Source organism: Nocardioides pyridinolyticus (genome assembly GCF_054653575.1).
In genome coordinates this window covers 60,617-72,945 of sequence record NZ_BAAIFY010000019.1, presented here as the reverse complement: position 1 = coordinate 72,945, position 12,329 = coordinate 60,617, and the positions used below count along the sequence as shown (strand labels likewise).

Genomic DNA, 12,329 nt, shown 5'->3' with positions numbered 1-12,329 from the left:
GCTCGCCGACCTGTCACCTCTGGTCACTGCCAGCCCGCTGACCTGTCACTTCTGGCTGCTTGGGATGGGCCAGAAGTGACAGGTCAGCGGCCTCCTGGGGACCATTCATGACAGGTCGGCACCTGAGGACCGTCTAGGAGACGAGCTTCTCCATCAGGTGCTCGAGCTGCCGCTCGGGGTCGGCCGTGACGCCGCCGTGCACGGGGCCGGGCTGGAGGACCGTGCTGCGCGGAGCCTTCAGGAACCCGAAGCGCTGGCCGATCGGCTTCTGCGACGCGGCTCCCCCGCGCTCGTCGCCGGCGCAGACACCCTCGACGAAGGTCAGCGCCTCGCAGACCTGGTCGAGGTCGAGCCGCGGGTCGAAGGCACGCAGCCGGTCGCGGTCGACGTGCCAGGCGACGCCGAGGAAGTCGGTGGCCTGGCAGTAGAGCACCACGCCGACGTTCACGAACTCCTCGCGGTCCACGCGCGGCACGCACCGCAGGACGACGTACTGGTAGGCGAGCCTGGTCATCGGGCGGCCACCTCCGGCAGCCACTGCCGCGTCGCGAGGCGGGCGGTCAGGAAGCGCACGTAGGCGGCCCGGACGGCCTCCGGGGTCTCCGCACCGGTCACGGGCTCGAGCCAGGCGTCCGGCACCTGCGCCAGGATCTCGGCGAAGACGTCCTCGGAGAGGGTCGCCGCGATCTCCGCGTCCGCGGCCGGCAGCTGGCCGGCCTTCCCGGCGAAGACGTGGTCCTCGACGCTCCAGGGCTGGCGCGCGAACCGGTCCGGATCCGTGACGCCCCCGCCCCAGGCGTGATGGAAGTAGAGCGCGGCGCCGTGGTCGATCACCCACAGGTCGCCGTGCCAGAACAGCAGGTTCGGGTTGCGCCACGAGCGGTCGACGTTCGCGGTGAACGCGTCCAGCCACAGCACCTTCGCCGCGACGCCGTCGCCTGTGGGCAGCTCGCCGTCGAAGCCAAACGCGCCCGGCAGGAAGTCGACGCCCAGGTTGAGGCCGGGGCTGGCGTTGAGCAGGTCCTGGACCTCCTCGTCGGCCTCGTAGCGGGCGATCTCCGGGTCCAGGTCGAGCGCCACCAGCGCGGGGGTGCGGAGCCCGATCCGGCGCGCGAGCTCGCCGACGACCACCTCGGCGACCAGCACCTGCACGCCCTGGCCGGCGCCGCGGAACTTGCAGACGTAGGTGCCGAGGTCGTCGCCCTCGACGATGCCGGGCAGGCTGCCGCCCTCACGCAGCGGCGTGACGTAGCGGGTCACGGCCACGGTCGGGATCACGGCTTCACCCTAACGATCCGGTTTGCCGACCCGGAGCGTCGGGTAGTCGGCGGTGGGCGCTCGGGGCCCACCCCACTCGGACCAACAAGACAGGACCTGTCATGCGCCTTCGTCGCATCCTCGCCGCCGCGGTCGTCACCTCGCTCGCGGCGCCCGCCGCCCTGCTCACCACCGCCGTTCCCGCGTCGGCCGCCACCGCCACCAAGATCGTCAGCGGCACCGACGGCAAGAGCTGGATCTACCCGAGCTCCTACCGCTCCCAGCCGGGCGTCCCGCGCTACGGCGACACCCTGTCGCTCTCGATCGAGGTCGTCACCGACGGCGGCACGCAGGTGTACAACGGCTCCCTCACCGTCCAGCGCCTGGTGCCGGGTGGTGACTGGAAGACCATCGCGACCTCGTCCTCGGCGTACCTCTACGACTCCACCAAGGCCGTCGGCAACGCGACCTACCGGGTCCTCTACAGCGGCAGTGGCGACTACGCCCCGACGAGCGCCGCGCTCAGCGGCAAGATCCAGCGCAAGCTCGACCTCTCCAGCGTCAGCGGCAAGCGCGCCGGGCTCAAGGGCCAGGTCAGCCCGAAGTTCAAGGGCAAGGTCCTGGTGCTGAAGAAGCAGGGCAAGAAGTGGAAGAAGTTCAAGACGGTCCGCACGAACAAGAAGAGCCGGTTCGCCGTGTACCTCCCGGCCCCGCGCCGCGGCAAGTACTTCTGGAGGATCCAGATCGCCTCGAGCAAGGCGTTCGCGACCACCAACAGCCCGACGTACTACACGACCAAGTACTGACAGCTCCTCCTGGACGGGTCAGGCGCCCGGGGTCTCCCCGAGCAGCCTGGCCCGTTCTGCTGCCACGTCGAAGTCGGCGACCGGCCACTGCAGCCCCAGCCCGCGCAGCGCCTCGAGGAGCAGCTGTCCCACGGCCAGGTTGCGGAACCACTTCCGGTCGCTCGGCACCACGTGCCACGGCGCCTGCTCGGTGTTCGTGCGCTCGAGCATCGTGGCGTAGGCCGCCTGGTAGTCGTCCCACCGCGCGCGGGAGGTCAGGTCCGAGGGGTTGTACTTCCAGTGCTTGGCGGGGTTGTCCAGCCGCGCGAGCAGCCGCTCCCGCTGGGTCTCCTTCGAGATGTGCAGCATGCACTTGAGCACGAGGGTCCCGTCGTCGACCAGCTCGCGCTCGAACGCGTTGATCTCGTCGTACCGCCGCTCGATCTCGTCGGGCGGGGCCAGCCCGTCGACGCGACCGACGAGCACGTCCTCGTAGTGCGAGCGGTCGAACACGCCGAGGTAGCCGGGCGCCGGGACCGCCCGGCGGACCCGCCACAGGAAGTCGTGCTCGAGCTCCTCCGCGGTCGGCTTCTTGAACGACGTGATGCGCACGCCCTGCGGGTCGACCAGGCCGACGGTGTGCTTGAGCGTCCCGCCCTTGCCGGAGGTGTCCATGCCCTGGAGCACCAGCAGCAGGCGGCGCCGCGACCCGGTGGCGACGCCCTCGGCGAACAGCCGTTCCTGGAGGTCGGCGAGCTCGTCGCCCATGCCGAGCAGCGCGAGCTTGCCCACCGCCTTCCCGCCCTCGAAGCCGGGCGTGGCGTCGGTCGGGATCGCCGCGAGGTCGACGGGGCCCGGCGGGACGCGGAGCGGGTGCGCCGTCATCGGCACATCATCCCAGCACCCGCCGGACGTCGAGCGTGCAACCGATGACCGTCTGCACGCTGCCGTCCTCCTGCGGCTCGTCGAACCACAGGCCTTGCTCGAACCCGGCCTTCGCCAGCATCCGCAGCGACGCGGCGTTGCGGTGGTCGGGGGCGGAGAAGAACGTGGTCGCGGTCGGGAACCGGCGCTGCGCCCGGGCCATCCACGCCCACAGCACGCGCACGCCGAAGCCGCGCCCGCTCCACTCCTCGGCCAGCGCGTAGTCGACCCCGATCGCGTCCGGGTCGGGGCCGAGCACGGCGTACTCCGGGTAGTCGCCGATCCGGTAGTCCTGGAGGAACCCGACCGAGCGTCCGTTGACCTCCGCGATCCACATCCGGGTCGGCGTCATCCCGTCGATGCTGGCGCCGTACTGCTCGGCCACCCGGTCGGTCGTCGGCTCGCCGTCCGACGCCCACCACCGGTGCAGGTGGTCGGTCTGGCGCCAGCGGGTGACGTCGGGCAGGTCACCGCGGGTCATCGCCCGCACGCTCACCCGGTTGTCATGGTCGACCAGGAACTGCTTCGGCTCCCCCGACAGGTCCACCGGGACCGGGTCGACGTGCAGGCTCGCGACCGTGCGCCGGGCGGCCGCCGCCCAGGACTCCCGGTCATGCACGACCCCGGCGAGGCCCCGGCCCCGGTCGTGGACCACCAGGTGGAGCTGGCTCATGTGCGGGACCGGCTGACCAGCGGCGGTTCGGCGGACCAGGGGAAGTCGATCCAGCGCTCGGTACGCCGCCAGACGTACTCCGGCCGCACCACGGTCCACGGCTTCTCGTAGATGACCGCGGTCCGCGCCTCCGCGACGTGGTCGGCACAGAAGTCCCGGACGATCTCCAGCGTCCGGCCGGTGTCGGCGACGTCGTCGGTGATCAACACCTTCAGCCCGGCCAGGTCGACCGCGGCCGGCGTCGGCGGCAGCATGATCGGCACGTCGAGCCGCTCGTCGACGCCGGTGTAGAACTCCACGTTCACTGCGGACAGGTTCTTCACGTCGAGCGCGTAGCCGAGGCCCATCCCGAGCCCGAGGCCGCCGCGGGCGATCGAGAGGACCAGGTCCGGCTCGTACCCGCTGTCCACCACCTGCTCGGCGAGCTCGCGCACGGACGTTCCGAACAGCTCGTAGGTCAGGATCTCGCGCTCGCCGGCCACGGGACATTCTCGCCCGTCGGACCGGTCAGTCGTCCAGACCTCGACGGCCCGACGCCGCCAGCTCGTCCTTGACCACCGCGAACGCCATCCCGGACCCGTAGCCCTTGCGGGCCAGCATGCCCACCAGCCGGCGGGTGGCGGTGACGTCGTCGACCCGGCTCAGCGAGCGCAGCTTCTTGCGCACCAGCGCGCGGGCCGCGTCCTCCTCGTCGGCCGGGTCGATCTCGTCGAGCGCCTCCCGGGCGACCTCGTCCTGGACGCCCTTGCGACGCAGCTCCTGGGCCAGCGCCCGTCGGGCCAGGCCCTTGCCCGGCTGGCGCGAGGCGATCCAGGACCGGGCGAAGGCCTCGTCGTCGACCAGCCCGACCTCCTCGAACCGGTCGAGGAGGCGGGTGGCGACGTCGGACGGGACGTTCCGTGCGGTGAGCTTGTCGGCCAGCTCCTTGCGGCTGCGGGCCTGCCCGGTGAGCTGGTCGAGCAGGATCTTGCGGGCCACCGCCTCCGGGTCGGCCTCGGGCACCTGGGCGGCGGCGTCCTCGGGCGGCGGTGTCCGGCGCCGGCCCCGGGGCTTCGAGACGGGCGCCGGGGCGCCCTCCTCGACCGCCGGCTCGGCGCCGGTGCGCCGGGTCCAGGCGTCGACGCCGGCCGAGACGTCCCCCAGCCACTCCGGCGGGGGACGGTTCTCACCGAGGCTCATGCTCAGAAGTCGCCGACGCCGACCGGCTCGGCGGGCGCGACCTCGTTGTCGACCGTCGGGCCGACGCCGAGCTTCTCGAGGATCCTCTTCTCCAGCTCGTTGGCGAGGTCGGGGTTGTCGCGCAGGAAGTTGCGCGAGTTCTCCTTGCCCTGGCCGAGTTGGTCGCCCTCGTAGGTGTACCAGGCGCCGGCCTTGCGGACGAGGCCCGCCTCGACGCCGACGTCGATCAGGCCACCCTCGCGGCTGATGCCCTTGCCGTACATGATGTCGAACTCCGCCTGCTTGAACGGCGGCGCGACCTTGTTCTTGACGACCTTGACGCGGGTGCGGTTGCCGACCATGTCGGTGCCGTCCTTGAGCGTCTCGATGCGGCGCACGTCGAGGCGCACCGAGGAGTAGAACTTCAGCGCGCGACCACCGGTCGTGGTCTCCGGCGAGCCGAACATGACGCCGATCTTCTCGCGCAGCTGGTTGATGAAGATCGCGGTCGTCTTGGAGTTGTTGAGGGCACCGGTCATCTTGCGCAGTGCCTGGCTCATCAGGCGGGCCTGGAGGCCGACGTGGCTGTCGCCCATCTCGCCCTCGATCTCGGCGCGCGGCACGAGCGCGGCGACGGAGTCGATGACGATCAGGTCGAGGGCGCCGGAGCGGATCAGCATGTCCGCGATCTCCAGCGCCTGCTCGCCCGAGTCGGGCTGGGAGACGAGGAGGGCGTCGGTGTCGACGCCGAGCGCCTTGGCGTACTCGGGGTCGAGCGCGTGCTCGGCGTCGATGAAGGCGACGATGCCGCCCTGGCGCTGGGCGCTGGCCACGGCGTGCAGGGCGACGGTCGTCTTGCCCGACGACTCGGGACCGTAGATCTCGACCACGCGACCGCGCGGCAGGCCACCGAGGCCCAGCGCGACGTCGAGCGCGATCGATCCGGTGGGGATCACTTCCAGGGGGGCCCGGGTCTCGTCGCCGAGGCGCATCACGGAGCCCTTGCCGAACTGCTTCTCGATGTTCAGGAGCGCGGCGTCGAGCGCCTTCTCTCGGTCACCAGCCATGGTGTTGGTCTTCCTTGTCTGTCGTCGGGTTCCAGGCACGTCGACGACGCTAGAGCGAGCCACCGACAGTGCCTGATCAGCGCCGTCGACTGCTGTGGACAACCTCGCTCCACGTCATGCCTGTGGAGAGAAACTAGCCCACGGTCGAACAGATGTTCGGGAGGCGTCAGGGCGTGTCGTAGGTCAGCTCGATGCCGTCGGCCCACGTCGAGCACGAGCAGCCGGCCGGGTCGGGCAGCCCCGCCACCGTGGCCGTCAGCAGGCCGGTGAGCCGCTCGAGGTTCGCCCGGAACAACGCGAACACCTCCTCCTGGCCGACTCCCCCACCCGACTCCGCACCCGCGTCCATGTCGGTCACCAACGCGATCGCGGCGTAGCACATGCGCAGCTCGCGGGCGAGCGCCGCCTCGGGCGCCCCGGTCATGTTGATGAGGGTGCCGCCCGCCGCCGCGTGCTGCTGCGACTCCGCCCGCGTGGAGAACCGCGGGCCCTCGACCACCACCATCGCGCCACCGGGTTTGACGTCCCCGTCGGCGGCCAGGACGGCGGCCGAGACGCCGGCGCAGTAGGGGTCCGCGAACGGCAGGTGCACCGCCCCGGTCTCGACGTAGGACGGGATCCGCCGGAAGGTGCGGTCGACGAGCTGGTCGGGCACGACGACGTCGCCCGGCGCGACCGCGTCGGACAGGCCCCCGACCGCGCACGGTGCGAGCACCTGCCGGACGCCGAGGGCGCGGAGCGCCCACAGGTTCGCGCGGTACGGGATCGCGTGCGGCGGGAACTCGTGGTGCGGGCCGTGCCGCGGCAGGAAGGCCACCCGCCGCCCGGCGACGGTGCCGACGGCGATGCGCGCCGAGGGGGCGCCGTACGGCGTGTCGACGGCGTGCTCGTCGTGGTCGGTGAGGAACGAGTAGAAGCCGGTGCCGCCGATCACGGCGACGTCAGCGGTGCTCATGGCGCCCAGCCTGTCAGTGAGGTCGCCCGCGCACCGAGCCCGCCGACGGCGACCAGGACGACGAGCCCGATCGCGCAGACGGCCAGCTCGGGGTAGCCCCACGCGCCGACGACGACGCCGGCCAGCCCACCGGCACCGGCCGCGGTGATGCCCATGACCAGGTCCGCGGAGCCCTGGACGTCGGTGCGGGCCTCGAGCGGCGCGTGCTGGGCGATCAGCGTCGAGGCGGAGACGGTGGCGAAGGACCAGCCCAGGCCGAGCAGGAACAGGCCGGCGAAGATCTGCCAGCTGCTGCCCTCCGGTGCGACCGCGCAGAGCACGAGCGCGGCCAGGAGCAGGACCGCGCCCTCGACGAGCACGACCGGCCGGCTGGTGCGGTCGGCGAGGATGCCGACCAGCGGCGAGAACGCGAACATGCCGAGCACGTGCAGGCTGATCACCAGCCCGATCACCCGGAGCTCGGCATGGCCGTGCTCCATGTGCAGCGGGGTCATCACCATCACGGCCACCATCGCCGCGTGCGAGCAGGCCATCCCCAGCACGGCGAACGCGAGCACCGGCCGCTCGCGGGCCGCCGTGATCGCGCGGTTCCAGGCGGTGCCCGGCGGCTCCGTCAGGGGTACGCCGGCGGCCTCGCGCGCGAGCAGCAGCGGGTCGGGCCGGAGCAGCAGCCAGATCACCAGCGCCGCCGCGACCATGCCGATGCTGCCCAGGGCGAACGGCCCGGTCAGCTCGGGGATGCCGAGCGCGTCGGCGAAGGCCGCGGACGGGCCGGTGAGGTTGGGCCCGGCGACCGCGCCGATCGTCGTCGCCCACACCACCGTCGAGAGCGCGCGGCCCTTGTGCTCGTCCGCGGCGAGGTCGGTGGCGGCGTACCGGGCGCCGCTGTTGGCCGCCGTGGTCGCGCCGAGCAGCACGGCGCCGACGAGCAGCAGCGCCATCGAGCCGAGGACGCCGGCGACGACCGCGAGCACCGCGCCCCCGGCCCCGATGAGGTAGCCGGTCGCGAGGCCGGTGCGGCGGCCGCGCCGCGACATCGTCCGCGCGAGCAGGTAGGCCGCCACCGCCGCTCCGAGGACCTGGAAGGTCTGCGCGAGCCCGGCCAGGCTCTCCGACCCGGAGAGGTCGCGCGCGAGCAGCGACGCGGTGGCGATGCCGATCGTGATGCCGACCGCGCCGACCGCCTGGGCGACGACGAGCGTGCGGACGGTGCGGCGCTGGACCGCCGCGAGGCGCTCGGGAACGCTCAGCGCTTGTTCTGCGGCAGCTCCAGGACGCGCCATACCGCGGCCCACACCTCCTTCGGGGACACGCCGGCGGCGAGCGCCTCGTTGGCGGTGCGCCCGCCGAGGTCGCCCATGACGTAGAGGTCGGCCCAGGAGCGCGCGTAGGACTTCCCGAGCGCGTCGTCCATCCGGGCCCAGAACTCGGTATGTCTCACGGGTGCATCATGCCCGGCGCGCCCTGACCTCCAGCCACGGCTGTCCGGTCTGGGCGCCGACGAAGCGGTCGATCTCCTCGACGTACCAGCCCGCGTCCTCGAGGACCTCGCGCAGCGGCTCGGCGCGCCAGTACGTGAACCGGCGCCGGCCCGTCACGTGCCCGTGCGTGGACCACGCGTCGCCGTCGCCCTCCTTCAGGCTGAGCCGCAGCGGCCCGCCCACCACGACGACACCGGCCAGGCGGCGCAGCACGGTGGGCAGGTCGGTCCGGTCGACGTGGAGCAGGCAGGCGTTGGCCCAGCCCCCGTCGTACGGCGTGCCCGGACGCTCGGGGTCGTCGAGGTCGTCGGTGAGCGGGTCGACCACGTCGGCGGCATGACCGTCGCCGCGCAGCAGCTCGACGAAGGCCGCGGACACGTCGGTGCGGCGCACGCTGAGCCCCGCATCCTCGAGCGCTCGGGCGTCGTGCCCGCCGCCGCTGCCGATCTCGAGCACCCGTCCCCCGCGGCCGACGGCCTCGGCGAAGGCGAGGATCGCGGCGTCGACGACCTCCGTCACGCCCCGGCCGTCGCGGTACGCCGCCGCGGAGGCGTCGTAGGCCGCGACCGTCGCGCGGGCGACCGCGGCCCGGACGTCCCAGGCGTGGTGGACGAGGTCGTGGAGGTGGTACCGCCCGATGCTCTCGACCGTGAACTCGCTGCCGTTGCTGCGGAGGCCCCGCCGGCTCCAGTCCCCCGGCGGCACCGACTCGTAGCGCTCGGCGACCCGCTCGGCGGCCTCCAGCAGCTCGGTCGCGACGGTGGCGGGGTCCTGCTCGCCGTACCGCTCCTCGACGGCCGTCGCGTCCTGGTCCCAGTTGGGGAAGAGCGGCTCGTCCTCCTCGAGCATCAGGCCCACGCGGAGGTCGAAGATGCGGTGCACGTCGCGGACGTGGCAGGCGTACTCCAGCGGCGACCAGGTGCCCGGGGCCGGACGGCTCGCGGCGTCGGGGAGGGTCAGCACCGCCTCCCACGTGGTCGCGTTGTCACGGATGACGACGGGGATCCGGTCGACGGTCACCGCGGCCGCCTCGAAGCCGCACTCGGGGCACGGCGCGTCGAGCACCCACGTCCAGTCCTTCGTGTCCGCCACGACCGTCCCACCCATGGACCGATCCTCGCAGTCACGACCAACGGGCCGCCCCCGAGATCCCGCCAGGGGGCGGGAAGATGGCGCCAACTCCGGTCACTTCAGCAGCAGCCGGTCGAGCCGGCGGCCGACGACCATCAGGCCGACCACGCCCATCGCGACGAGGTAGACCACGGAGACGAGCGAGGCCCACGAGACGGCGCCGGTGGTCAGCTCGCGGCAGAGCACGACGCCGCGGTAGAGCGGCGTGGCCTCGACGACCCACTGCACGGCGGTCGGGTAGGCCTCGACCGGGAAGAACGTGGCGGAGAACAGGAACATCGGGATCACCGCGAGGTTCACCCACTCGAAGTCCTGCCAGCTGCGCATGAACGTCGTCAGCGCCATGCAGATGCCGCCGAAGGCCAGGCCGATGAGCAGCGCGGCCGGGACGGCGAGCAGCGCCCACCACGACGACGCCAGCCCCATCGCGACCATCACCGCGAGGAAGCCGGCGGAGTAGATGCCGCCGCGCAGCAGCGACCAGCTGAGCTCGCCGCGGGCGACGTCCATCGTGGTCAGCGGCGTGGCCAGCATCTGGTCGAACAGCTTGGTGTACTTGAGCTTGAAGAAGAAGTTGAACGTCGAGTCGAGCAGCGAGCCGTTCATCGCGGAGGCGGCCAGCATGCCGGGGGCCACGAACTCGGCGTACGGGATGTCCTGGCCGTTGAACTGGAAGCCGGTGACCAGTTGGCCGACGCCGATGCCGATCGAGAACAGGTAGAAGACCGGCTCGAGGAACCCGGTGAGGAAGATGTACCAGGCGCGCCGGTAGCTCAGGTAGTTCCGGTAGATCAGCAGGCCCGTGGCCTCGCCCGCCGACAGGGGCCGGGCACGCAGGACGGTCGTGGTGACGGCGGCCATCAGAGCGACATCCGCTTCGTGAGGCGGGCGATGGCCCAGAACCAGCCGAGGGCGGCGAGCACCGCCAGGTAGGCGACGTGCACGAGCGCGGCGCCGGCGTCGACGGTGCCGAGCGTGAGCATCCGGGTGAGATCGACGCCGTGCCACAGTGGGGTCGCCTGGGCGAGCGCCTCCATCCACGGGTCGAGGTGCTCGATCGGGAAGAACGCTCCGGAAAACAGGAACAGCGGGATCATCCCCAGCCGGTAGACGATCGCGAACGGGCTCTCGTCCTTCAGCCCCGCCGAGAACGCGTAGATCGGGGTGGCGAAGGCCAGCCCGACGAGGAGCTGGACGAGGAAGGCGAGCACGGCGCCGGACACCGTCGAGAACACGCCGAACGGCGCCATCACGATCGTGAACACCGCGGAGTTGAGGCCGACGCGGAAGAGCACGAACCCGAGGTGACCGAGGATCACCTCGCGGACGCTCAGCGGCGAGGCCGTCATCCCGAAGTAGGTCTTGTGCCACTTGACCATGCCCATGACGGGGTAGGTCGTCTCGCCGAACGCCGTCTGCATGGCCTGCGCGGCGAGCAGGCCCGGCGCGATGAAGACGAGGTACGACGACGCGCCCTCGAGCTGCGCCGGGTCGTTCGCGACGTAGTCGCCGAGCAGCACGCCCATCGCGAGGACGTAGAACAGCGGGAGGACGAACGAGGAGACCGCCGAGCCCTTCCATCTACGGCGGTAGACGGTCGCCCAGTAGTCGACCAGGCGCCCGGCGCCGGCGAGGACGCTGGTGGGCGCGGTGCCCTGCTGGCCGGCGTCGCTCATCAGTCGACCAGCGTCCGGCCGGTGAGGCGGAGGAAGACGTCCTCGAGCGTGGAGCGGCGGACCAGCGTCGCGGCCGGCCGGAGCCCGCGCTCGTGGACCCGGGCGACCGTCTCCTCGCCGTCCGTGGTGTAGAGCAGCAGCCGGTCGGGCAGCACCTCGACCCGGTCGGCGAGGTCCTCCACCTTGCTCGCCAGCGCCTCGTGGCTGTTGCCCTCGCTGGCGACGCCGAACCGCAGCTCGGCCACCTCCCGGGTGGAGTGCTCGGCGATGAGCGCCAGCGGCGACCCCTCGGCGACGATCACGCCCTTGTCCATGACGACCAGGCGGTCGGCGAGCTGCTCGGCCTCGTCCATGTAGTGGGTGGTGAGCACCAGCGTCACGCCCTGCTGCTTGAGCCGGAACAGCCGGTCCCACACGACGTGCCGCGCCTGCGGGTCCAGGCCGGTGGTCGGCTCGTCGAGCAGCAGCACCTCGGGCCGGTTGATCAGGCTGCGCGCGATCGTGAGCCGGCGCTTCATGCCGCCCGAGAGGTCCTCGACCATCGCGTTGGCCTTCTCGCTCAACTGCACGAACTCCAGCAGCTCGTCGACGCGCTCGCGCACCACCTTGCGCGGAAGGCCGAAGTAGCGGCCGTAGACGTAGAGGTTGTCGCGTACGGAGATCTCCAGGTCGAGGGTGTCCTCCTGCGGGCACACCCCGATCCGGCTCCGGATCTCCGGCCCGTCGGTCGCCGGGTCGAGACCGAGGATGCGCAGCGTGCCGCCGCTCACCGGCGACACCGCCGCCACCATCCGCATCGTGCTCGACTTGCCGGCGCCGTTCGGGCCGAGGAAGCCGAACGCCTCGCCGCGGCGTACGTCGACGTCGATCCCGCGCACCGCCTCGAAGCTCCCGAACGCCTTGCGCAGGCCGGCGGCGAAGATCATGGAGTCGGTCGTGGGGTCGGCGGCGGTCACGTGACAGAACCCTAGGACGCCCCGCCGACAGCCGCCTCCGGTTATCGGGCGGGGTCCGGTGTCGCGGTTGGTGACCAAACCGCAGACATCGGCCCCCGGGACCTGCGGTTGGTGACCAAACCGCGGGAGTCGGGCACCACGGCCCTGCCGGTCGCGTCCGCTGAGCGAACACCCCGCGTCGAGCCGCTTCCCGCGCCGCGCCGCCCGCCACAACCTGTCCCGCGGACCGCCGCAGAGGTCGCCGTTTGGTCACCAACCGCAGCTGG

15 protein-coding genes are annotated in these 12,329 nt (G+C 72.0%); 1 reads left to right on the top strand and 14 read right to left on the bottom strand.

The window, feature by feature from the left end; genetic code table 11:
- Positions 1–133 precede the first annotated feature (133 nt).
- Together ACYQ0U_RS16215 and ACYQ0U_RS16210 are read right to left on the bottom strand one after the other, a co-directional pair.
- Entirely contained in the window at positions 134–514 is a 381-nt protein-coding gene (locus tag ACYQ0U_RS16215; RefSeq protein ID WP_459974748.1) for a DUF3037 domain-containing protein, read from the bottom strand.
- Positions 511–1,278 carry a HipA family kinase gene (locus tag ACYQ0U_RS16210; protein WP_459974746.1) on the bottom strand — a complete coding sequence of 256 codons (768 nt, stop codon included), beginning with the start codon at positions 1,276–1,278 and terminating at the stop codon, positions 511–513. The genes ACYQ0U_RS16215 and ACYQ0U_RS16210 overlap by 4 nt, the downstream gene beginning before the upstream one ends.
- A gap of 101 nt (positions 1,279–1,379) precedes the next feature.
- On the opposite strand from ACYQ0U_RS16210, the gene ACYQ0U_RS16205 reads away from it, so the two are divergent.
- The gene (locus ACYQ0U_RS16205; protein WP_459974744.1) at positions 1,380–2,063 is read left to right on the top strand and encodes a hypothetical protein; all 684 of its coding nucleotides are present in this window, start codon (positions 1,380–1,382) and stop codon (positions 2,061–2,063) included.
- An 18-nt stretch (positions 2,064–2,081) separates the two neighbouring features.
- Here the strand turns inward: ACYQ0U_RS16205 and ACYQ0U_RS16200 are convergent, their stop codons facing one another.
- The 12 genes from ACYQ0U_RS16200 to ACYQ0U_RS16145 form a co-directional block, all read right to left on the bottom strand.
- A complete protein-coding gene (locus ACYQ0U_RS16200) occupies positions 2,082–2,927 on the bottom strand; it encodes a polyphosphate kinase 2 family protein (RefSeq protein WP_459974742.1) in 846 nt (281 codons plus the stop codon).
- A gap of 7 nt (positions 2,928–2,934) precedes the next feature.
- Complete coding sequence (locus ACYQ0U_RS16195; RefSeq protein WP_459974740.1) at positions 2,935–3,639, bottom strand: GNAT family N-acetyltransferase; 705 nt, start codon at positions 3,637–3,639, stop codon at positions 2,935–2,937.
- Positions 3,636–4,121: a phosphoribosyltransferase gene (locus ACYQ0U_RS16190; protein ID WP_459974738.1), complete on the bottom strand. Its 486-nt coding sequence runs from the start codon at positions 4,119–4,121 to the stop codon at positions 3,636–3,638. Before ACYQ0U_RS16190 ends, ACYQ0U_RS16195 begins: the two co-directional genes overlap by 4 nt.
- Positions 4,122–4,146: 25 nt before the next feature.
- On the bottom strand, positions 4,147–4,818 hold the full coding sequence (locus ACYQ0U_RS16185; RefSeq protein WP_459974736.1) for a regulatory protein RecX: 672 nt from the start codon (positions 4,816–4,818) through the stop codon (positions 4,147–4,149).
- 2 nt (positions 4,819–4,820) lie between these two features.
- On the bottom strand, positions 4,821–5,864 hold the full coding sequence (gene recA / locus ACYQ0U_RS16180) for a recombinase RecA (RefSeq protein WP_459974734.1): 1,044 nt from the start codon (positions 5,862–5,864) through the stop codon (positions 4,821–4,823).
- A gap of 166 nt (positions 5,865–6,030) precedes the next feature.
- Entirely contained in the window at positions 6,031–6,819 is a 789-nt protein-coding gene (locus tag ACYQ0U_RS16175; RefSeq protein ID WP_459974732.1) for an S-methyl-5'-thioadenosine phosphorylase, read from the bottom strand.
- Positions 6,816–8,102 carry an MFS transporter gene (locus tag ACYQ0U_RS16170; RefSeq protein WP_459974730.1) on the bottom strand — a complete coding sequence of 429 codons (1,287 nt, stop codon included), beginning with the start codon at positions 8,100–8,102 and terminating at the stop codon, positions 6,816–6,818. The genes ACYQ0U_RS16175 and ACYQ0U_RS16170 overlap by 4 nt, the downstream gene beginning before the upstream one ends.
- Entirely contained in the window at positions 8,066–8,260 is a 195-nt protein-coding gene (locus ACYQ0U_RS16165) for a DUF3046 domain-containing protein (protein ID WP_459974728.1), read from the bottom strand. Before ACYQ0U_RS16165 ends, ACYQ0U_RS16170 begins: the two co-directional genes overlap by 37 nt.
- 7 nt (positions 8,261–8,267) lie before the next feature.
- A complete protein-coding gene (locus ACYQ0U_RS16160) occupies positions 8,268–9,407 on the bottom strand; it encodes a DinB family protein (protein WP_459974726.1) in 1,140 nt (379 codons plus the stop codon).
- A gap of 78 nt (positions 9,408–9,485) precedes the next feature.
- Positions 9,486–10,292 (bottom strand): ABC transporter permease, encoded by an 807-nt coding sequence (locus tag ACYQ0U_RS16155; protein ID WP_459974724.1) that lies wholly within the window; start codon positions 10,290–10,292, stop codon positions 9,486–9,488.
- Entirely contained in the window at positions 10,292–11,107 is an 816-nt protein-coding gene (locus tag ACYQ0U_RS16150; RefSeq protein WP_459974722.1) for an ABC transporter permease, read from the bottom strand. Before ACYQ0U_RS16150 ends, ACYQ0U_RS16155 begins: the two co-directional genes overlap by 1 nt.
- Positions 11,107–12,063: an ABC transporter ATP-binding protein gene (locus tag ACYQ0U_RS16145; protein WP_459974721.1), complete on the bottom strand. Its 957-nt coding sequence runs from the start codon at positions 12,061–12,063 to the stop codon at positions 11,107–11,109. Before ACYQ0U_RS16145 ends, ACYQ0U_RS16150 begins: the two co-directional genes overlap by 1 nt.
- Positions 12,064–12,329 lie beyond the last annotated feature (266 nt).

Bases quoted from the DNA above. Each gene is read 5' to 3' on its own strand.
- ACYQ0U_RS16215 (WP_459974748.1), bottom strand. From the start codon at position 514: ATGACCAGGCTCGCCTACCAGTACGTCGTCCTGCGGTGCGTGCCGCGC.
- ACYQ0U_RS16205 (WP_459974744.1), top strand. From the start codon at position 1,380: ATGCGCCTTCGTCGCATCCTCGCCGCCGCGGTCGTCACCTCGCTCGCG.
- ACYQ0U_RS16200 (WP_459974742.1), bottom strand. From the start codon at position 2,927: ATGACGGCGCACCCGCTCCGCGTCCCGCCGGGCCCCGTCGACCTCGCG.
- ACYQ0U_RS16195 (WP_459974740.1), bottom strand. From the start codon at position 3,639: ATGAGCCAGCTCCACCTGGTGGTCCACGACCGGGGCCGGGGCCTCGCC.
- ACYQ0U_RS16185 (WP_459974736.1), bottom strand. From the start codon at position 4,818: ATGAGCCTCGGTGAGAACCGTCCCCCGCCGGAGTGGCTGGGGGACGTC.
- recA (WP_459974734.1), bottom strand. From the start codon at position 5,864: ATGGCTGGTGACCGAGAGAAGGCGCTCGACGCCGCGCTCCTGAACATC.
- ACYQ0U_RS16175 (WP_459974732.1), bottom strand. From the start codon at position 6,819: ATGAGCACCGCTGACGTCGCCGTGATCGGCGGCACCGGCTTCTACTCG.
- ACYQ0U_RS16170 (WP_459974730.1), bottom strand. From the start codon at position 8,102: ATGGCGCGTCCTGGAGCTGCCGCAGAACAAGCGCTGAGCGTTCCCGAG.
- ACYQ0U_RS16160 (WP_459974726.1), bottom strand. From the start codon at position 9,407: ATGGGTGGGACGGTCGTGGCGGACACGAAGGACTGGACGTGGGTGCTC.
- ACYQ0U_RS16155 (WP_459974724.1), bottom strand. From the start codon at position 10,292: ATGGCCGCCGTCACCACGACCGTCCTGCGTGCCCGGCCCCTGTCGGCG.
- ACYQ0U_RS16150 (WP_459974722.1), bottom strand. From the start codon at position 11,107: ATGAGCGACGCCGGCCAGCAGGGCACCGCGCCCACCAGCGTCCTCGCC.